A 16,731-nucleotide genomic window follows, 5' to 3' on the forward strand; every position below is an offset into this window, starting at 1 on the left:
GCAGCCAAAAACGCCGTTACGCGTCCTTGGCCTCCTCGTCGGCCTCAACCGGCTTCGCGTCCTCGACGACCTCAACCGGAGCCGCAGCCTCGGCATCCTTCGCGGCACGCTTGGTGGCGGCCTCGGCCTCACCCGTCGCAGCCTGTGCAACAGTCAGCGCCTCGACCAGCTCGATGACGGCCATGGGCGCGTTGTCCCCACGACGGTTACCGATCTTGGTGATACGGGTGTAGCCACCGGGACGGTTCTCGTACCGCGGGCCGATCTCGGTGAAGAGCGTGTGGACGACGCTCTTGTCCGTGATCACCTGGAGCACCTGACGGCGGTTGTGAAGGTCACCCTTCTTCGCCTTGGTGACCAGCCGCTCGGCGTACGGCCGCAGCTTGCGGGCCTTCGCCTCGGTGGTGGTGATACGGCCGTGCTCGAAGAGCGACTTCGCGAGGTTCGCGATGAGCAGCTTCTCGTGCGCGGCACTGCCGCCCAGACGGGCACCCTTGGTGGGCTTCGGCATTTCTTTCTCCTTGGTATCTGCCCCGGCCGTATCAGGTACCGGGGTCAGGACCCGGCGAGCGGACGCTCACCGGCAACAACCGATCAGTACTGCTCGGTCTCCACAAAGCCCGCGTCCACGTCGTCGTCGGCGCCGAAGGCGTCGGCAGCGGCCGTCGGGTCGAATCCGGGCGGGCTGTCCTTCAGGGCCAGGCCCATGCCGGCCAGCTTCGCCTTGACCTCGTCGATGGACTTCGCACCGAAGTTACGGATGTCCAGGAGGTCGGCCTCGGAACGCGCCACGAGCTCCCCCACGGAGTGGATGCCCTCGCGCTTGAGGCAGTTGTACGACCGAACGGTGAGCTCGAGCTCCTCGATCGGCAGGGCGAGATCAGCGGCAAGGGCGGCGTCCGTCGGGGACGGGCCCATGTCGATGCCCTCGGCGTCGATGTTGAGCTCACGCGCCAGACCGAACAGCTCCACCAGGGTCTTACCGGCGGACGCCATGGCGTCACGGGGACGCATGGCCTGCTTGGTCTCGACGTCGACGATCAGCTTGTCGAAGTCGGTGCGCTGCTCGACACGGGTCGCCTCGACCTTGTACGTGACCTTCAGCACGGGGCTGTAGATGGAGTCGACCGGGATACGGCCGATCTCCTGGCCCACCTGCTTGTTCTGCACGGCGGAGACGTAGCCGCGACCGCGCTCGACGGTCAGCTCCATCTCCAGCTTGCCCTTGCCGTTGAGCGTGGCGAGGACGAGGTCGGGGTTGTGCACCTCGACACCGGCCGGGGGCGCGATGTCGGCGGCGGTGACCAGACCCGGACCCTGCTTGCGCAGGTACATCACGACGGGCTCGTCGTGCTCCGAGGAGACGACCAGCTGCTTGATGTTGAGGATCAGGTCGGTGACGTCCTCCTTGACGCCCGGCACGGTGGTGAACTCGTGCAGAACGCCGTCGATCCGGATGCTGGTGACAGCGGCACCGGGGATCGAGGAGAGGAGCGTACGGCGAAGGGAGTTGCCGAGGGTGTAGCCGAAGCCCGGCTCCAGCGGCTCGATCACGAACCGGGAGCGGAATTCGTCGACGACCTCTTCGGTCAACGAGGGGCGCTGAGCGATCAGCATGCTGCGATTCCTTCAGTCATGGACACCCACTATTTGATGTCCTTGAGTAGTACAAGGGTACGGGCGGTACGCCACCGAAGTGCCATACCGCCCGAAACCCAAGACAACCGTGCGTCCGACGAAAAGTCAGACGCGGCGGCGCTTCGGCGGACGGCAGCCGTTGTGCGGGGTGGGGGTGACGTCCTGGATGGAGCCGACCTCAAGACCGGTGGCCTGGAGGGAGCGGATCGCGGTCTCGCGACCGGAGCCCGGACCCTTCACGAAGACGTCGACCTTGCGCATGCCGTGCTCCTGCGCGCGACGGGCGGCCGACTCGGCGGCCATCTGCGCGGCGAAGGGGGTGGACTTGCGCGAACCCTTGAAGCCGACGTGGCCGGCGGAGGCCCAGGAGATCACGTTGCCCGAGGGGTCGGTGATCGAGACGATCGTGTTGTTGAACGTGCTCTTGATGTGCGCGTGGCCGTGAGCGACGTTCTTCTTTTCCTTGCGGCGCACCTTCTTGGCAGCGCCCTGACGACCCTTGGGGGGCATCTATTACTCCTACGGGGAGGTGGTCGGTCCTACAGCGAAGACCGCTGGTGAAGCGTTGTCCGCTGCGGACTACTTCTTGCCCGGCTTCTTCTTGCCGGCGATGGCGCGACGCGGACCCTTGCGGGTACGAGCGTTCGTGCTGGTGCGCTGACCGCGTACGGGCAGACCACGACGGTGACGGAGACCCTGGTAGCAGCCGATCTCCACCTTGCGGCGGATGTCGGCCTGGATCTCGCGACGGAGGTCACCCTCGGTCTTGATGTTGGCGTCGACGTACTCACGAATCGCGACGAGCTGCTCTTCCGAGAGGTCGCGAACGCGGGTGTTGGGGTCGATGCCGGTCTCGGCCAGCGTCAGCTGGGAAAGGGTCCGACCAATGCCGAACACGTAGGTGAGGGCGACCTCCACGCGCTTTTCGCGCGGGATGTCGACACCGGAAACGCGTGCCATTCAATGGCTCCAGTTGATCTTCGGAGGTCTTCCGCAGAACCGGATCCCAGCCGCCGGCCTCTTCCTTCGAAGATTTGGTACGGCGTGGGTCCCCAGCCTCCGAGCCGGGGGTGTCGGACGCCTACTACGCCCGGGTCCTGCGTATGAACATGTATTGCTCGCGTCGCGCGAATCCCTGCGATGTCGATGCAGAGGGAAGGTCCTGCGTCAGCCCTGGCGCTGCTTGTGGCGCGGGTTCTCGCAAATGACCATGACCCGGCCGTGACGGCGGATCACCCTGCACTTGTCGCAGATCTTCTTGACGCTCGGCTTGACCTTCATTGGTGAGGTTCTCCGGGTCAGTTGCCTGCGGCGCCGCTTGCGCGGAACCTGGGCAAGATCTACTTGTAGCGGTAGACGATCCGGCCACGCGTCAGGTCGTACGGAGACAGCTCCACCACGACCCGGTCGTCAGGGAGGATGCGGATGTAGTGCATACGCATCTTGCCGCTGATGTGTGCCAGGACCTGGTGGCCGTTCTGGAGCTCCACCTTGAACATGGCGTTCGGGAGAGACTCGACGACAGTGCCTTCGATCTCGATGGCACCTTGCTTCTTGGCCACGCTTCGCCCTTCGAATCGACTACCTTGATCGACTCGGTGCGTTCCCCTTGCGGGGTGCATGCGGACATGCGGGTGCACGAGAGCCGACGAGTCAGTCTACGTCAGGGCCCTCGGAAAGACGAATCGAGGAAGGATGCCCGAAGATATAGATCATTAAGCACAAACGGCTACGCGAGCGGATCCGGCGCGGCCGTGATCCCGAACTCGGCGAGCTTCGCCTTGCCGCCGTCAGGAGCCGTCAGCACCAGCGGCCCCTCCTCGGTCAACGCGACCGAGTGCTCCCAGTGCGAGGACCAGGTCCCGTCCGTCGTGATGACCGTCCAGTCGTCGGACAGCACCTCGGTCTTCGGGGTACCCAGCGACACCATCGGCTCGATGGCCAGGCAGAACCCGGGGACCAGCTTCGGTCCCTTCCCCCGCCGCTTCTCCACGTAGTTCAACAGATGCGGGTCCATGTGCATCTCGGTACCGATGCCATGGCCGCCGTAGTCCTCGACGATCCCGTACTTGCCGCCGCCGGGCTTCGGCTGTCGCCGGATGTACGTCTCGATGGCCCGGGAGATGTCGACCAGCCGGTTCCCCAGCTTCATCGCGGCGATCCCGGCCCACATCGACCCCTCGGTCACCCGCGACAACTCGAGCAGTTCCGGGGAGTGCCCCGAGCCCACGAACGCGGTGTACGCCGCGTCCCCGTGCCAGCCGTCGATGATCGCGCCGCAGTCGATGGAGATGATGTCGCCGTCCTTCAGCACCACCTCCTCGGAGGGGATGCCGTGGACGACGACCTCGTTCACCGAGGTGCAGATCGTGGCCGGGAAGCCGCCGTAGCCAAGGAAGTTGGGCTTCGCGTTGTGGTCGGCGAGGACCTTGCGGGCCACCTCGTCCAGATCCGTCGTGCTCGCGCCGGGCACGGCGGCCTCACGGGTCGCCGCGTGGATGGCGGCGACGACCAGTCCCGCCTCGCGCATCTTGGCGATCTGCTCGGGGGTCTTGATCTGCACCATGGGGGCCTGCGCTCTCCGTCTTCCGCGTAACTGAGGAATTGGCCGTACAAAGGAATGGCCGCACACAAGAGCCGTGGACAAGAAAAGGCTCTATACAACAGTACGGCCGCGACACCCCTGCGGGCACCGCGGCCGGATCTGCCTGCTGACTACTTCGCGCTCTCGTCCTCGCGCTTCAGCGCGTCCAGCGCCCGCTGCGTGATCTCCTCCACGGGACCGAGCGACGAGATCGTGACCACCAGGCCCTGGAGCTTGTAGTAGTCGATGATCGGCTCGGTCTGCGTGTGGTAGACCTCGAGGCGGGTGCGGACCGTGTCCTCGGAGTCGTCGTCGCGCTGGTACAGCTCACCGCCGCAGGTGTCGCAGACACCTTCCTGCTCCGGCGGGCTGTACGTCACGTGGAAGACGTGGCTGGAGTCCTTCCGGCAGATGCGGCGGCCGGCGATGCGCTTGACCACCTCTTCCTCGGAGACCTCCAGGTCCAGCACCGCGTCCAGCTTGATGCCCTCGGTCTTCAGCAGCTCGTCCAGCGCCTCGGCCTGCGACACATTGCGCGGAAAGCCGTCCAGCAGAAAGCCGTTGACCGCGTCCGGCTGCTCCATGCGGTCCTTGGCCATCGCGATGGTGACCTCGTCCGGGACCAGGTTGCCCGCGTCCATGTAGGACTTCGCCAGTTTGCCGAGTTCCGTGGCCTGACTGATGTTGGCACGGAAGAGGTCGCCCGTGGAGATGTGCGGGATGTGCAGCGTCTTGGCGAGGCGCACAGCCTGCGTTCCCTTACCGGCACCCGGCGGCCCGACGAGGACGATTCGCATCAGCGGAGGAACCCTTCGTAATTGCGCTGCTGGAGCTGGCTCTCGATCTGCTTCACCGTCTCGAGACCGACACCCACGATGATCAGGATGCTGGTCCCGCCGAACGGGAAGTTGCCGCTTGCGTTGAAACCGACCAACGCCATCGTCGGTACGAGAGCGATCAGACCCAGATACAGCGAACCCGGCCAGGTGATCCGGTTGAGTACGTAACTCAGGTACTCAGCGGTGGGCCGGCCAGCCCGGATGCCCGGGATGAAGCCACCATACTTCTTCATGTTGTCCGCGACTTCCTCGGGGTTGAACGAGATCGCCACGTAGAAGAACGCGAAGAAAACGATCAGCAGGAAGTAGCTGACCAGGTAGATCGGGTGGTCACCCTTGGTCAGGTTGGTCTCGATCCAGGTCTTCCAGCCGGACGTGCTGCCGGAGAACTGAGCGACCAGAGCCGGGATGTAGAGCAGCGAGGACGCGAAGATGACCGGAATCACACCGGCCTGATTGACCTTCAGCGGGATGTAGGTCGAGGTACCGCCGTAGGAACGGCGGCCGATCATGCGCTTCGCGTACTGGACCGGGATGCGGCGCTGGGCCTGCTCGACGAAGACCACCAGGCCGACCATCACCAGACCGACGAGGATCACGGTGCCGAACTCGATCCAGCCGCCGGCCAGCGTGCCCTGCTTCTTGATGGCCCACAGCGCGGACGGGAAGGTCGCGGCGATCGAGATGAACATGAGGATCGACATGCCGTTGCCGATACCGCGGTCGGTGATGAGCTCGCCGAGCCACATCACGACGCAGGTGCCGGCGGTCATGCAGACGACCATGGTGATGGTGGTGAAGATCGACTGGTCCGGGACGATCTGATTCGCCGTCGGGCAGCCCGAGAAGAGGGCGCCGCTGCGGGCGGTGGCCACCAGACCGGTGCCCTGGAGGATGGCGAGCGCCACGGTCAGATAACGCGTGTACTGCGTGATCTTCGCCGTGCCGGCCTGCCCCTCCTTCTTGAGGGCTTCCAGGCGCGGGATCACCACGGTCAGCAGCTGCAGAATGATGCTCGCCGTGATGTACGGCATGATGCCGAGCGCGAAGATCGTGATCTGGAGCAGCGCGCCACCGCTGAACATGTTGACCAGACCGAACAGACCCTGGTTTCCGTTCGAGACGTCGATACAGGTCTGGACGCTCTTGTAATCGACGCCCGGGATCGGGATGTGCGTACCGACCCGGTACACCACGATGATGCCGAGCGTGAAGAGCAGCTTCTTGCGCAGGTCGGGTGTCCTGAACGCCCGGGCGAACGCGGTGAGCACGGTGCCTCCTGCGACCCCCGCGTGTGCGCGCGTGAGGTGACGACTAAGTGTGGTTGATGGCCTGTGGAACGAGATTACGGCATGCCAAGACGACGCTGGGTACCAGCCGCACAGCCTACCTACATCGACGGCCCTTAGGGATACCGATCGAAGGTCCCCTGAGTCACGACAAGCACGCGAGCCACTTCACACGGCCCCCGGGCACCCCATCCGTATACGAACACGTGTGTCATACGCGGGCACTCGCCCCGCTGCTCGTCTCACCCTCGCACCGCTGAGGGACGACGACCGACCACCGCACGGCTACACCCCTGACCAGCCGAAACAGGCGATCTCCACCACGCACGCCAAGCACTCCACCCTCACCCCCGCACCCGACCCGACGGCAGGCACCCTGCGGACGCCGTCCACCGGGACCACCGCAGACACCGACAACTGCGGCAGCACCGAACTCTGTGTCCTCAACTACTACGGGCACGACAAGAACAAGGGTTACTAAGACTTGGCCTCCGTGGCCCTCGCGAACTGCCACGGTCGGCACGACAACACGGTCCCGTCGTATTCGAAGTCGGCCATGCGGCTTTTCCCGCTGCCCACGGAGGACACGTGGCTCACCATCACCGTCGTTCTCTCCACAACGCGGACCGAAGGCACCCGACACCCCCTCGCCCCAGCCGACTGTGCGGAGCGTTCCAGCAGTGCGCGTCGAGCGGCTCCAGGCGGCGCGGCCCCTGGACAAGTGCGCGCCGACGACAGCGAGGGCACGCTGCTGAAGCGGGCCGAGGCGGTGGTGGCGAACCGGTGCCTGCGTGGTCCCGGATATCGGAGTCGTCCGCTCGACGAGCATCCGCGGTCGAACCCGGCGTCCGACGTCTTCGGGTTCTCCTGGTCCGCGCAGGCCGCCCGCACCGGCTACGTGACTTCCGACGAGGCCCCGGCTGGAGCGACCGGGGACGACACCGCCTCCCGGCCCGAGAAGGAACTGCTGTCGGGGAAACTGACGGCCGATCAGGGTCACCGGGTCCCGAAGGACAGCTGCTACGGCGAGGCCGGGCGGGGCTGGCTGAGAACGCCCGGCCGGCCAGGGCCCTCAACGAACAGGGCATGACCATCACCCGGGTCGCGGGCAGGGCCCGGGCGGATTCGTCGGCTCCGGCTCCTGTGTCAGCGTGGCCCGGCAGGCGCTGTCGTACCGGATGGTGGGAGGGCGGACGTATCGAGCGAGCCGTAACCCAGTGGTCCGCGTGCATGAAGTCCAAGGGGTACGACCACCGGTCGTCGACCCGGGCCGCGAGGGGCCGGCGGCGGGCGAGGCCGACGTCGCCACCACGACTACAGGCTCGGGCTCGGACTGCAAGAAGCGTGTGCGCTGCCCGGACCTCGTGGTCGCCGTCCAGGCCGCCTACGGGAACCGGTGCAGCGATGAACACCCGGCCCGGATGAAGGAGTTCGCGCGACCGCCGGCGGCGCAGCGCCCACGGCATCCCGCGCTGACCGTCCTGAGTCGAAAAAACGGCCGGGGCCGCCCCTCGTGAGAGAGGCGACCCCGGCCGGTGTTGCCGACGTAGGTCAGACGAGCTCGGTGACCGTGCCGCCAGCCGCAGTGATCTTCTCCTTGGCGGAGCCGGAGACGGCGTCCACCGTCACCTGCAGCGCCACGGAGATCTCGCCCTGGCCGAGGACCTTGACGAGGCTGTTCTTGCGAACCGCACCGTTGGCGACGAGACCCTCAACGGTGACCTCGCCACCCTCCGGGTACAGGGACGCCAGCTTGTCGAGGTTCACGACCTGGTACTCGGTCTTGAACGGGTTGCGGAAGCCCTTGAGCTTCGGAAGACGCATGTGGAGGGGCATCTGGCCACCCTCGAAGCGCTCCGGCACCTGGTAACGGGCCTTCGTACCCTTGGTTCCACGACCGGCCGTCTTACCCTTCGACGCCTCACCACGACCCACACGGGTCTTGGCGGTCTTGGCGCCCGGGGCGGGACGGAGGTTGTGGATCTTGAGCGGGTTGTTCTCCGCCATGATCAGTCGACCTCCTCAACCGTCACGAGGTGGCGGACGGTGTGCACCATTCCGCGGAACTCGGGGCGGTCCTCCTTGACGACCACGGTGTTGATCCCCTTGAGACCAAGCGACCGCAGCGTGTCACGGTGGTTCTGCTTGCTGCCGATGTACGACTTCGTCTGCGTGACCTTGAGGCGAGCCATTACGCACCCGCCCCGGCACGTGCACGAAGGAGAGCCGCGGGAGCGACGTCCTCGAGGGGCAGACCGCGGCGGGCCGCGATCTCCTCGGGACGCTGCAGGCCCTTGAGGGCCGCCACGGTCGCGTGCACGATGTTGATCGCGTTGGACGAACCGAGCGACTTCGACAGGATGTCGTGGACGCCGGCGCACTCGAGCACTGCACGCACCGGGCCACCGGCGATAACGCCGGTACCGGGGGAAGCAGGCTTGAGCAGGACGACGCCCGCGGCCTTCTCGCCCGTGATCGGGTGCGGGATGGTGCCCTGGATACGGGGGACCTTGAAGAAGTGCTTCTTGGCCTCTTCAACACCCTTGGCGATCGCGGCCGGCACCTCCTTGGCCTTGCCGTAACCGACACCGACGGTGCCGTCACCATCGCCCACCACGACGAGCGCGGTGAAGCTGAAGCGACGACCACCCTTGACAACCTTGGCGACGCGGTTGATCGCGACTACGCGCTCAACGTACGCGGTCTTCTCGGCGGCAGCAGCGCCGCCGTCACGGCCCTTCCGGTCCCGCCGCTCGCCGCCACCGGCACCGCTTCCACGGCGCTGGGGTCCAGCCATTGGATTACCTCTCTCTTTCCGCTAGCTACGGAAGCGACTAGAACTTCAGTCCGGCTTCGCGGGCGGCGTCCGCCAGGGCGGCGATGCGCCCCGCGTACTGATTGCCACCGCGGTCGAATACGACAGCCTCGACGCCGGCGGCCTTGGCGCGCTCGGCGACCAGGGCGCCGACCGACTTGGCCTGCGCGGACTTGTCGCTCTCGCCGCCGCGGATCGAGGTGTCCAGGGTCGACGCCGACGCCAGGGTGTGACCCTTGATGTCGTCGATGACCTGGGCCACGATGTGGCGGTTGGAGCGGGTCACGACCAGGCGCGGACGCTCAGCCGTACCGGAAATGTGCTTCCGGATGCGGATGTGACGACGCTTGATGGCAGCACGCTTGTAAGCGTCGCCCTTAGCGATCTTCGTACCGTATGCCATGGCTTACTTACCCGCCTTTCCGACCTTGCGCCGGATGACTTCGCCCTCGTACTTGACGCCCTTGGCCTTGTACGGGTCGGGCTTGCGCAGCTTGCGGATGTTCGCCGCAACCTCGCCGACCTTCTGCTTGTCGATGCCCTCGACCGAGAAGTGCGTCGGGTTCTCGACCTTGAACGAGATGCCCTCGGGCGCCTCGACGGTGATCGAGTGGCTGTAGCCGAGCGCGAACTCGAGGTTCGATCCCTTGGCCGCAACGCGGTAACCGACACCGCTGATCTCGAGCTTCTTCACGTAACCCTCGGTCACGCCGGTGATCATGTTCGCCACCAGCGTGCGGGACAGGCCGTGCAGGGCCTTGTTCTGACGCTCGTCGTTGGGGCGGGTGACGCTGAGCACGCCGTCCTCACCCTTGGCGATGTCGATCGGCGCTGCGACGGTGTGGGTCAGCGAGCCCTTGGGGCCCTTGACCGAGACCGTACGGCCGTCGATGGTGACGTCCACGCCGGCGGGAACCGTGATGGGGAGCTTGCCAATACGCGACATAGCTTCTTCCGTTTCCCTTCCGCTACCAGACGTAGGCGAGAACTTCTCCGCCTACGCCCTTCTTGCCGGCCTGCTTGTCGGTGAGGAGACCGTGCGACGTGGAGATGATCGCCACGCCGAGGCCACCGAGCACCTTGGGCAGGGAGGTGGACTTCGCGTACACCCGGAGACCGGGCTTGGAGATCCGCTTGATGCCCGCGATGGAGCGCTCACGGTTCGGGCCGAACTTCAGCTCGAGGACGAGGTTCTTGCCGACCTCGGCGTCCTCGACCTTCCAGCCCGTGATGAAGCCCTCCTGCTGGAGGATCTCCGCGATGTGCGACTTGATCTTCGATGCCGGCATCGTCACTGAGTCGTGGTATGCCGAGTTCGCGTTCCGCAGACGCGTAAGCATGTCTGCGATCGGATCAGTCATGGTCATGAATTGGCCTTCGGCCTCTCTCGCCGGGGTTTCCAGGTGCCCATCCCTCTCCTCGATCCGAGACGAGGCGGGTGCGGTGCGGTGGACCTACGGCGTAGTAAGTCGTATGGGCGGCAATCAGGCGCCCAACCCTCCTAGCCTAAGCCATGAAGGGGTGGGCACCTGACCGTGCCCTCTGCTTACCGAGAGCTTCGGGAGTCCGGAAGTACCGGACTACCAGGAGCTCTTGGTCACGCCCGGCAGCTCGCCACGGTGAGCCATCTCACGAAGGCACACGCGGCAGAGGCCGAACTTGCGGTACACGGAGTGCGGACGGCCGCAGCGCTGGCAGCGCGTGTAGCCACGTACTCCGAACTTGGGCTTACGAGCAGCCTTGGCAATCAGAGCCTTCTTCGCCATCTCGCTTACGCCTCCTTGAAGGGGAAGCCGAGGTGACGGAGAAGGGCACGGCCTTCGGCGTCGTTGGTCGCCGTGGTGACCACGGTGATGTCCATACCCCGGACGCGGTCGATCTTGTCCTGGTCGATCTCGTGGAACATGACCTGCTCGGTGAGACCGAAGGTGTAGTTGCCACGGCCGTCGAACTGCTTGGGAGACAGACCACGGAAGTCGCGGATGCGCGGAAGCGCGAGCGACAGGGTGCGGTCCAGGAACTCCCACATGCGGTCGCCACGGAGCGTGACGTGGGCACCGATCGGCTGACCCTCGCGCAGCTTGAACTGCGCGATGGACTTGCGGGCCTTGGTGATGGCCGGCTTCTGACCGGTGATCGTGGTCAGGTCACGGACGGCACCGTCCATGAGCTTGGAGTCACGGGCGGCGTCGCCGACACCCATGTTCACCACGATCTTGACGAGGCCGGGGATCTGCATGACGTTCTCGTACGAGAACTCTTCCTGCAGCTTGCCCGCGATCTCCTCGCGGTACTTCGTCTTGAGACGCGGAGTGGTGGTGGTAGCCATCAGATGTCCTCACCCGTCCGCTTGGCAACGCGAACCTTGTTGCCCTCGTCGTCGAAGCGGTAGCCGACACGCGTGACGACCTTGTTGCCGTCCTTCTCAACGACCAGCTGGACGTTGGAGACGTGGATCGGCGCCTCGGTCGTGACGATGCCACCGGCCTGCGAACCCTTGGCGGTGGGGCCGGCCTTGGTGTGCTTCTTGACCCGGTTGACACCCTCGACCAGGACGCGCTCGTCGCGCGGGTAAGCGGCAATGACCTTGCCCTGCTTGCCCTTGTCCTTGCCGGTGATGACCTGAACCGTGTCACCCTTCTTGATCTTCATGCTTACAGCACCTCCGGAGCCAGCGAGATGATCTTCATGAACTTCTTCTCGCGCAGCTCGCGCCCGACCGGGCCGAAGATGCGGGTGCCGCGAGGGTCGCCGTCGTTCTTCAGAATGACGGCGGCGTTCTCGTCGAAGCGGATGTACGAGCCGTCCGGACGGCGGCGCTCCTTGACGGTGCGAACGATGACGGCCTTGACGACGTCACCCTTCTTCACGTTGCCACCGGGGATCGCGTCCTTGACGGTGGCGACGATGACGTCACCGATGCCCGCGTAGCGGCGACCGGAGCCACCGAGCACACGGATGCAAAGGATTTCCTTCGCACCAGTGTTGTCGGCGACACGCAGTCGCGACTCCTGCTGGATCACGTCTATCTCCTGATCGTCTGCCGGTTCCCCAAGGGCCGTTCAGTGAACGGCCCTTGGAGCCTGGCGGAACTGTCCTGCGAGGTTGCTCGCAGGCTGCATTACTTGGAATTCCCTTGCGGGAATTACCTACTTGGCCTTCTCGAGGATCTCGACGATGCGCCAGCGCTTCGTCGCGGACAGCGGACGCGTCTCCATGAGGAGGACGCGGTCGCCGACGCCTGCGGCGTTCTGCTCGTCGTGGGCCTTGAGCTTGTTCGTACGGCGGATGACCTTGCCGTACAGCGCGTGCTTCACGCGGTCCTCGACGGCGACGACGACGGTCTTGTCCATCTTGTCGCTGACGACGAGACCCTCACGGGTCTTGCGGAAGCCGCGGCTCGCGGTCTGCTCTTCAGTCACGTTGCTCTCGCTCATCAGGCGCTCTCCACCGTCTCGATGCCCAGCTCGCGCTCACGCATCAGGGTGTAGATCCGCGCGATGTCCTTCCGGACGGCCTTGAGCCGACCGTGGTTCTCGAGCTGACCGGTCGCCGCCTGGAAGCGGAGGTTGAACAGCTCTTCCTTGGCTTCGCGGAGCTTGTTGAGAAGCTCCTCGTCACCCAGTTCGCGCAGCTCGGACGCCTTGGTACCGGCCGACATCACGCTTCACCTGCCTCGCGCTTGACGATCCGGCACTTCATCGGCAGCTTGTGCGCTGCGCGAGTGAGGGCCTCACGGGCGATCTTCTCGTTGGGGTAGGACAGCTCGAACATGACCCGACCCGGGTGCACGTTCGCGATCCACCACTCCGGCGAACCCTTACCGGAACCCATGCGGGTCTCGGCAGGCTTCTTCGTGAGCGGGCGGTCCGGGTAGATGTTGATCCAGACCTTGCCGCCACGCTTGATGTGGCGGGTCATCGCGATACGGGCGGCCTCGATCTGGCGGTTCGTCACGTACGCCGGCGTGAGGGCCTGAATGCCGTACTCGCCGAACGAAACCTGCGTACCGCCCTTGGCCTGACCACGACGCTTGGGGTGGTGCTGCTTGCGGTGCTTGACCCTACGGGGGATCAGCATGTCGGTCAGGCCTCCGTTCCAGTGCTCTCAGCCGGAGCGGCAGCCGCCGGAGCCTCGGCCTTGGGGGCCTCGGCAGCGGGAGCAGCCTGCTGCGGCTTGCGGCCGCGGCCGCCACGCTCGCCACCGCGGCCACCGCCGCGGGCCGGGCGGTCGCCGCCGCCACCCGCGCCACCGCGCGCCGGGCGGTTACCCGCGCGGGCAGCGGCGTTCTCGGCGCGGACCTCGGCGATGTTCTTGACGTCGCCCTTGTAGATCCAGACCTTCACACCGATACGGCCGAAGGTCGTCTTGGCCTCGAAGAAGCCGTAGTCCACGTTCGCGCGGAGCGTGTGCAGGGGCACGCGGCCCTCGCGGTAGAACTCCGAGCGGGACATCTCGGCGCCGCCGAGGCGGCCACCGCACTGGATCTTGATGCCCTTGGCGCCGGCCTTCATCGCCGACTGCATGCTCTTACGCATGGCGCGGCGGAAGGAGACGCGGGAGGAGAGCTGCTCGGCGACAGCCTGCGCGACCAGCTGGGCATCCGTCTCGGGGTTCTTGACCTCGAGGATGTTCAGCTGGACCTGCTTGCCCGTGAGCTTCTCGAGGTCGCCGCGGATGCGGTCGGCCTCGGCGCCACGGCGGCCGATGACGATGCCCGGACGAGCGGTGTGGATGTCCACACGCACACGGTCACGGGTGCGCTCGATCTCCACCTTCGAGATGCCGGCGCGCTCCATGCCGGACGTCATCATCCGACGGATGGCGACGTCTTCCTTGACGTAGTCCTTGTACAGCTTGTCGGCGTACCACCGGGACTTGAAGTCCGTGGTGATGCCGAGCCGGAACCCGTGCGGGTTAACCTTCTGGCCCATTACCGGGTTCCTTCCTTGCTGCTGACGACCACGGTGATGTGGCTGGTCCGCTTGCGGATCCGGTAGGCACGGCCCTGGGCACGCGGCCGGAACCGCTTCAGGGTCGGACCCTCGTCGACGTACGCCTCGGAGATGAAGAGGCTGTCGGCGTCGGTGTGGTCGTAGTTGTGCGCGGCGTTGGCAATGGCGCTGTCGAGCACCTTGCCGACCGGCACGCTCGCGGCCTGCGGGGCGAAACGCAGGACCGCCTGAGCCTCCGTGGCGTCCATGCCACGGATGAGGTCCACCACGCGGCGGGCCTTCATGGGCGTGACGCGGATGTACCGCGCCTGGGCCCTGGCTTCCATGGTTGTCCCTTCAGTGTTTGTCATGGTCAGTCACCCCGCGCTAGCGGCGCTTCGACTTCCGGTCGTCCTTGACGTGACCCCGGAAGGTGCGCGTCGGCGAGAACTCGCCGAGCTTGTGGCCGACCATCGACTCGGTGACAAACACCGGGATGTGGGTCTTGCCGTTGTGCACCGCGATCGTGTGGCCGAGCATGGCCGGGACGATCATCGAGCGGCGGGACCAGGTCTTGATGACGTTCTTGGAGCCGGCCTCGTTCTGTACGTCCACCTTCTTGATGAGGTGGCCGTCGACGAAGGGCCCCTTCTTGAGACTGCGCGGCATCTAAACCCGCTCCTAGCGCTTCTTGTTCGTCTTGCGGCGGCGGACGATGTACTTGTTCGAAGCCTTCTTCGGCGAACGAGTACGACCCTCCTTCTGACCCCACGGGCTGACCGGGTGGCGACCACCGGAGGTCTTGCCCTCACCACCACCGTGCGGGTGGTCGACCGGGTTCATCGCAACACCGCGGACGGTCGGGCGGACGCCCAGCCAGCGCTTGCGGCCTGCCTTGCCCCAGTTGATGTTGCTCTGCTCGGCGTTGCCGACCTCGCCGACCGTGGCGCGGCAGCGCTGGTCGACCAGGCGGATCTCGCCGGAGGGCATACGAAGGTGGGCCATCGTGCCCTCCTTCGCCAGCAGCTGCACGGAGGCACCGGCGGAGCGGGCGAACTTGGCGCCGCCACCGGGACGGAGCTCGATCGCGTGGATCGTGGTACCGACCGGGATGTTGCGGAGCGCCAGGTTGTTGCCCGGCTTGATGTCGGCCCCGGGACCGTTCTCGACGCGGTCGCCCTGCGACAGGTTGCGGGGGGCGAGGATGTAGCGCTTCTCGCCGTCCGCGTAGTGCAGCAGCGCGATGCGCGCGGTGCGGTTGGGGTCGTACTCGATGTGCGCGACCTTCGCCGGCACGCCGTCCTTGTCATGGCGACGGAAGTCGATGACGCGGTAGGCGCGCTTGTGTCCGCCACCCTGGTGGCGAACGGTCACACGACCGGAATTGTTACGGCCGCCCTTGCTGTGCAGGGGGCGAACCAGCGACTTCTCCGGCGTGGACCGCGTGACCTCGACGAAGTCGGCGACGCTGGAGCCACGGCGGCCCGGCGTAGTCGGCTTGTACTTGCGGATTCCCATTTCTCAGTCCTCGTCCGATATCGGACGATCCGACCCGCTTACGCGGCCGGACCGCCGAAGATGTCGATACGGTCGCCCTCAGCGAGGGTCACGATCGCGCGCTTGGAGCCCGCGCGCTGACCGAAACCGGTCTTGGTGCGCTTGCGCTTGCCCTGGCGGTTGATCGTGTTGACCCCGGTGACCTTGACCGAGAAGACCGCCTGGACGGCCTGCTTGATCTGGGTCTTGTTGGCGCCCGGAGCCACGATGAAGGTGTACTTGCCCTCGTCGAGAAGCGCGTAGCTCTTCTCCGAGACGACCGGCTTCAGCAGCACGTCACGGGGGTCCGTGAACGACTTGCTGATCGGCGTCTCGACGGTGTTCTTGCCCTCGGTCTCGTGACGCTTCGCCTTGGCGATGCGCGCGACCTTCTTGGCCTTGGCGGCCTTCGAGGCGATGCTCGGGTGACGCGTAGCCATCAGGCTTCGCTCCCTTCGGTGTCAGCGGCCTGGGGGCCAGACACGAAGGACTCGAAAGCGGCCTGGGTGAAGACCACGTCGTCCGAGACGAGAACGTCGTACGTGTTCAGCTGGCCCGGCTCCAGAATGTGGATCTGGGGCAGGTTGCGCGCGGAAAGCAGCGCGGCCTCGTCGGAGCGCTCGATGACCAGGAGCACGTTCTTGCGCTCGCTGACCTTGCCGAGGAAGCTCTTGGCGGCCTTGGTGGAGGGGGTCTCGCCCTCGATCACGCCGGTGATGACGTGGATGCGAGCGTTGCGGGCCCGGTCGGTGAGGGCGTGGCGCAGGGCCGCGGCCTTCATCTTCTTCGGGGTCCGCTGCGAGTAGTCGCGCGGCGTCGGGCCGTGCACGACGCCACCGCCGGCGAACTGCGGGGCGCGGGTCGAACCCTGACGGGCGCGGCCGGTGCCCTTCTGGCGGTACGGCTTCTTACCACCACCGCGGACCTCGCCACGACGCTTGACCTTGTGCGTGCCCTGACGGGCGGCGGCCAGCTGTGCGACGACGACCTGGTGAAGCAGCGGGATGCTGATCTTCTCTACGTCGAAGATCTCGGCCGGGAGCTCTACGGTCCCGGCGGTGTCGCCGGAGGGCGACAGAATGTCAATGGTGCTCAT

General features: G+C 65.9%; 31 protein-coding genes. 3 read left to right on the forward strand and 28 right to left on the reverse strand.

Features of this window, described 5'->3' with window-relative positions; genetic code table 11:
• Positions 1-16: 16 nt before the first annotated feature.
• The 9 genes from rplQ to secY all read right to left on the reverse strand — a co-directional run bounded on the left by rplQ (position 17) and on the right by secY (position 6,332).
• Complete coding sequence (gene rplQ, locus JHN63_RS15855) at positions 17-511, reverse strand: 50S ribosomal protein L17 (RefSeq protein WP_200681725.1); 495 nt, start codon at positions 509-511, stop codon at positions 17-19.
• Between the two features lie 83 nt (positions 512-594).
• Entirely contained in the window at positions 595-1,617 is a 1,023-nt protein-coding gene (locus JHN63_RS15860) for a DNA-directed RNA polymerase subunit alpha (protein ID WP_019055532.1), read from the reverse strand.
• Positions 1,618-1,743: 126 nt separating this feature from the next.
• Positions 1,744-2,148 (reverse strand): 30S ribosomal protein S11, encoded by a 405-nt coding sequence (gene rpsK, locus JHN63_RS15865; RefSeq protein WP_003956432.1) that lies wholly within the window; start codon positions 2,146-2,148, stop codon positions 1,744-1,746.
• A 69-nt stretch (positions 2,149-2,217) separates the two neighbouring features.
• Positions 2,218-2,598, reverse strand: coding sequence for a 30S ribosomal protein S13 (gene rpsM, locus JHN63_RS15870; protein WP_019055531.1), 381 nt, complete (start codon positions 2,596-2,598; stop codon positions 2,218-2,220).
• A gap of 207 nt (positions 2,599-2,805) precedes the next feature.
• A complete protein-coding gene (gene rpmJ, locus JHN63_RS15875; protein ID WP_003998809.1) occupies positions 2,806-2,919 on the reverse strand; it encodes a 50S ribosomal protein L36 in 114 nt (37 codons plus the stop codon).
• Between the two features lie 59 nt (positions 2,920-2,978).
• Entirely contained in the window at positions 2,979-3,200 is a 222-nt protein-coding gene (gene infA, locus JHN63_RS15880; RefSeq protein WP_003948620.1) for a translation initiation factor IF-1, read from the reverse strand.
• A gap of 167 nt (positions 3,201-3,367) precedes the next feature.
• Positions 3,368-4,204: a type I methionyl aminopeptidase gene (gene map, locus JHN63_RS15885; RefSeq protein WP_200681726.1), complete on the reverse strand. Its 837-nt coding sequence runs from the start codon at positions 4,202-4,204 to the stop codon at positions 3,368-3,370.
• A gap of 149 nt (positions 4,205-4,353) precedes the next feature.
• Entirely contained in the window at positions 4,354-5,019 is a 666-nt protein-coding gene (locus JHN63_RS15890) for an adenylate kinase (protein WP_200681727.1), read from the reverse strand.
• Positions 5,019-6,332, reverse strand: coding sequence for a preprotein translocase subunit SecY (gene secY, locus JHN63_RS15895; protein ID WP_200681728.1), 1,314 nt, complete (start codon positions 6,330-6,332; stop codon positions 5,019-5,021). Before secY ends, JHN63_RS15890 begins: the two co-directional genes overlap by 1 nt.
• Before the next feature lie 226 nt (positions 6,333-6,558).
• Here secY and JHN63_RS15900 point away from each other — a divergent pair, with 226 nt between their 5' ends.
• From JHN63_RS15900 to JHN63_RS15910, 3 genes are all read left to right on the forward strand, one after another.
• Positions 6,559-6,831, forward strand: coding sequence for a hypothetical protein (locus tag JHN63_RS15900; RefSeq protein WP_200681729.1), 273 nt, complete (start codon positions 6,559-6,561; stop codon positions 6,829-6,831).
• A gap of 240 nt (positions 6,832-7,071) precedes the next feature.
• Complete coding sequence (locus JHN63_RS15905; RefSeq protein WP_200681730.1) at positions 7,072-7,440, forward strand: hypothetical protein; 369 nt, start codon at positions 7,072-7,074, stop codon at positions 7,438-7,440.
• Positions 7,441-7,576: 136 nt separating this feature from the next.
• On the forward strand, positions 7,577-7,867 hold the full coding sequence (locus JHN63_RS15910) for a hypothetical protein (protein ID WP_200681731.1): 291 nt from the start codon (positions 7,577-7,579) through the stop codon (positions 7,865-7,867).
• A 34-nt stretch (positions 7,868-7,901) separates the two neighbouring features.
• Here the strand turns inward: JHN63_RS15910 and rplO are convergent, their stop codons facing one another.
• The 19 genes from rplO to rplD all read right to left on the reverse strand — a co-directional run bounded on the left by rplO (position 7,902) and on the right by rplD (position 16,731).
• Entirely contained in the window at positions 7,902-8,357 is a 456-nt protein-coding gene (gene rplO / locus JHN63_RS15915; protein ID WP_043676833.1) for a 50S ribosomal protein L15, read from the reverse strand.
• 2 nt (positions 8,358-8,359) lie between these two features.
• A complete protein-coding gene (gene rpmD, locus JHN63_RS15920) occupies positions 8,360-8,542 on the reverse strand; it encodes a 50S ribosomal protein L30 (RefSeq protein WP_006376032.1) in 183 nt (60 codons plus the stop codon).
• Positions 8,542-9,147 carry a 30S ribosomal protein S5 gene (gene rpsE / locus JHN63_RS15925; protein ID WP_006376045.1) on the reverse strand — a complete coding sequence of 202 codons (606 nt, stop codon included), beginning with the start codon at positions 9,145-9,147 and terminating at the stop codon, positions 8,542-8,544. The genes rpmD and rpsE overlap by 1 nt, the downstream gene beginning before the upstream one ends.
• 37 nt (positions 9,148-9,184) lie before the next feature.
• On the reverse strand, positions 9,185-9,568 hold the full coding sequence (rplR, locus tag JHN63_RS15930) for a 50S ribosomal protein L18 (protein ID WP_019055526.1): 384 nt from the start codon (positions 9,566-9,568) through the stop codon (positions 9,185-9,187).
• 3 nt (positions 9,569-9,571) lie between these two features.
• On the reverse strand, positions 9,572-10,111 hold the full coding sequence (gene rplF / locus JHN63_RS15935; RefSeq protein ID WP_033280021.1) for a 50S ribosomal protein L6: 540 nt from the start codon (positions 10,109-10,111) through the stop codon (positions 9,572-9,574).
• Positions 10,112-10,133: 22 nt separating this feature from the next.
• Positions 10,134-10,532 (reverse strand): 30S ribosomal protein S8, encoded by a 399-nt coding sequence (gene rpsH, locus JHN63_RS15940; protein ID WP_013001411.1) that lies wholly within the window; start codon positions 10,530-10,532, stop codon positions 10,134-10,136.
• A 213-nt stretch (positions 10,533-10,745) separates the two neighbouring features.
• Positions 10,746-10,931, reverse strand: a complete 186-nt coding sequence (locus tag JHN63_RS15945; RefSeq protein WP_003948630.1) for a type Z 30S ribosomal protein S14 — start codon at positions 10,929-10,931, stop codon at positions 10,746-10,748.
• Between the two features lie 5 nt (positions 10,932-10,936).
• The gene (gene rplE, locus JHN63_RS15950) at positions 10,937-11,494 is read right to left on the reverse strand and encodes a 50S ribosomal protein L5 (RefSeq protein ID WP_151482628.1); all 558 of its coding nucleotides are present in this window, start codon (positions 11,492-11,494) and stop codon (positions 10,937-10,939) included.
• Entirely contained in the window at positions 11,494-11,817 is a 324-nt protein-coding gene (rplX, locus tag JHN63_RS15955) for a 50S ribosomal protein L24 (RefSeq protein WP_019072281.1), read from the reverse strand. Before rplX ends, rplE begins: the two co-directional genes overlap by 1 nt.
• Positions 11,818-11,819: 2 nt before the next feature.
• Positions 11,820-12,188, reverse strand: coding sequence for a 50S ribosomal protein L14 (gene rplN / locus JHN63_RS15960; protein WP_003998823.1), 369 nt, complete (start codon positions 12,186-12,188; stop codon positions 11,820-11,822).
• A 126-nt stretch (positions 12,189-12,314) separates the two neighbouring features.
• The gene (gene rpsQ / locus JHN63_RS15965; RefSeq protein WP_019072282.1) at positions 12,315-12,602 is read right to left on the reverse strand and encodes a 30S ribosomal protein S17; all 288 of its coding nucleotides are present in this window, start codon (positions 12,600-12,602) and stop codon (positions 12,315-12,317) included.
• Entirely contained in the window at positions 12,602-12,826 is a 225-nt protein-coding gene (rpmC, locus tag JHN63_RS15970; protein ID WP_005481220.1) for a 50S ribosomal protein L29, read from the reverse strand. The genes rpsQ and rpmC overlap by 1 nt, the downstream gene beginning before the upstream one ends.
• The gene (rplP, locus tag JHN63_RS15975) at positions 12,826-13,245 is read right to left on the reverse strand and encodes a 50S ribosomal protein L16 (RefSeq protein ID WP_010986348.1); all 420 of its coding nucleotides are present in this window, start codon (positions 13,243-13,245) and stop codon (positions 12,826-12,828) included. The genes rpmC and rplP overlap by 1 nt, the downstream gene beginning before the upstream one ends.
• Positions 13,246-13,250: 5 nt before the next feature.
• Entirely contained in the window at positions 13,251-14,099 is an 849-nt protein-coding gene (rpsC, locus tag JHN63_RS15980; protein ID WP_200681732.1) for a 30S ribosomal protein S3, read from the reverse strand.
• Positions 14,099-14,446 carry a 50S ribosomal protein L22 gene (gene rplV, locus JHN63_RS15985; RefSeq protein WP_003974262.1) on the reverse strand — a complete coding sequence of 116 codons (348 nt, stop codon included), beginning with the start codon at positions 14,444-14,446 and terminating at the stop codon, positions 14,099-14,101. Before rplV ends, rpsC begins: the two co-directional genes overlap by 1 nt.
• Positions 14,447-14,486: 40 nt before the next feature.
• Positions 14,487-14,768, reverse strand: a complete 282-nt coding sequence (rpsS, locus tag JHN63_RS15990; protein ID WP_019055518.1) for a 30S ribosomal protein S19 — start codon at positions 14,766-14,768, stop codon at positions 14,487-14,489.
• A gap of 12 nt (positions 14,769-14,780) precedes the next feature.
• Positions 14,781-15,617: a 50S ribosomal protein L2 gene (gene rplB, locus JHN63_RS15995; RefSeq protein WP_200681733.1), complete on the reverse strand. Its 837-nt coding sequence runs from the start codon at positions 15,615-15,617 to the stop codon at positions 14,781-14,783.
• A 38-nt stretch (positions 15,618-15,655) separates the two neighbouring features.
• Complete coding sequence (rplW, locus tag JHN63_RS16000) at positions 15,656-16,075, reverse strand: 50S ribosomal protein L23 (protein WP_200681734.1); 420 nt, start codon at positions 16,073-16,075, stop codon at positions 15,656-15,658.
• Complete coding sequence (gene rplD / locus JHN63_RS16005) at positions 16,075-16,731, reverse strand: 50S ribosomal protein L4 (RefSeq protein WP_200681735.1); 657 nt, start codon at positions 16,729-16,731, stop codon at positions 16,075-16,077. Before rplD ends, rplW begins: the two co-directional genes overlap by 1 nt.

The organism is Streptomyces sp. MBT65 (assembly GCF_016612545.1).
GTDB lineage: Bacteria > Actinomycetota > Actinomycetes > Streptomycetales > Streptomycetaceae > Streptomyces.

Coding starts and splice junctions, on each gene's coding strand:
- rplQ (WP_200681725.1), bottom strand. CDS start 511: ATGCCGAAGCCCACCAAGGGTGCCCGTCTGGGCGGCAGTGCCGCGCAC.
- JHN63_RS15860 (WP_019055532.1), bottom strand. CDS start 1,617: ATGCTGATCGCTCAGCGCCCCTCGTTGACCGAAGAGGTCGTCGACGAA.
- rpsK (WP_003956432.1), bottom strand. CDS start 2,148: ATGCCCCCCAAGGGTCGTCAGGGCGCTGCCAAGAAGGTGCGCCGCAAG.
- rpsM (WP_019055531.1), bottom strand. CDS start 2,598: ATGGCACGCGTTTCCGGTGTCGACATCCCGCGCGAAAAGCGCGTGGAG.
- rpmJ (WP_003998809.1), bottom strand. CDS start 2,919: ATGAAGGTCAAGCCGAGCGTCAAGAAGATCTGCGACAAGTGCAGGGTG.
- map (WP_200681726.1), bottom strand. CDS start 4,204: ATGGTGCAGATCAAGACCCCCGAGCAGATCGCCAAGATGCGCGAGGCG.
- JHN63_RS15890 (WP_200681727.1), bottom strand. CDS start 5,019: ATGCGAATCGTCCTCGTCGGGCCGCCGGGTGCCGGTAAGGGAACGCAG.
- rplO (WP_043676833.1), bottom strand. CDS start 8,357: ATGGCGGAGAACAACCCGCTCAAGATCCACAACCTCCGTCCCGCCCCG.
- rpmD (WP_006376032.1), bottom strand. CDS start 8,542: ATGGCTCGCCTCAAGGTCACGCAGACGAAGTCGTACATCGGCAGCAAG.
- rpsE (WP_006376045.1), bottom strand. CDS start 9,147: ATGGCTGGACCCCAGCGCCGTGGAAGCGGTGCCGGTGGCGGCGAGCGG.
- rplR (WP_019055526.1), bottom strand. CDS start 9,568: ATGGCATACGGTACGAAGATCGCTAAGGGCGACGCTTACAAGCGTGCT.
- rplF (WP_033280021.1), bottom strand. CDS start 10,111: ATGTCGCGTATTGGCAAGCTCCCCATCACGGTTCCCGCCGGCGTGGAC.
- rpsH (WP_013001411.1), bottom strand. CDS start 10,532: ATGACCATGACTGATCCGATCGCAGACATGCTTACGCGTCTGCGGAAC.
- JHN63_RS15945 (WP_003948630.1), bottom strand. CDS start 10,931: ATGGCGAAGAAGGCTCTGATTGCCAAGGCTGCTCGTAAGCCCAAGTTC.
- rplE (WP_151482628.1), bottom strand. CDS start 11,494: ATGGCTACCACCACCACTCCGCGTCTCAAGACGAAGTACCGCGAGGAG.
- rplX (WP_019072281.1), bottom strand. CDS start 11,817: ATGAAGATCAAGAAGGGTGACACGGTTCAGGTCATCACCGGCAAGGAC.
- rpsQ (WP_019072282.1), bottom strand. CDS start 12,602: ATGAGCGAGAGCAACGTGACTGAAGAGCAGACCGCGAGCCGCGGCTTC.
- rpmC (WP_005481220.1), bottom strand. CDS start 12,826: ATGTCGGCCGGTACCAAGGCGTCCGAGCTGCGCGAACTGGGTGACGAG.
- rplP (WP_010986348.1), bottom strand. CDS start 13,245: ATGCTGATCCCCCGTAGGGTCAAGCACCGCAAGCAGCACCACCCCAAG.
- rpsC (WP_200681732.1), bottom strand. CDS start 14,099: ATGGGCCAGAAGGTTAACCCGCACGGGTTCCGGCTCGGCATCACCACG.
- rplV (WP_003974262.1), bottom strand. CDS start 14,446: ATGGAAGCCAGGGCCCAGGCGCGGTACATCCGCGTCACGCCCATGAAG.
- rpsS (WP_019055518.1), bottom strand. CDS start 14,768: ATGCCGCGCAGTCTCAAGAAGGGGCCCTTCGTCGACGGCCACCTCATC.
- rplB (WP_200681733.1), bottom strand. CDS start 15,617: ATGGGAATCCGCAAGTACAAGCCGACTACGCCGGGCCGCCGTGGCTCC.
- rplW (WP_200681734.1), bottom strand. CDS start 16,075: ATGGCTACGCGTCACCCGAGCATCGCCTCGAAGGCCGCCAAGGCCAAG.
- rplD (WP_200681735.1), bottom strand. CDS start 16,731: ATGAGCACCATTGACATTCTGTCGCCCTCCGGCGACACCGCCGGGACC.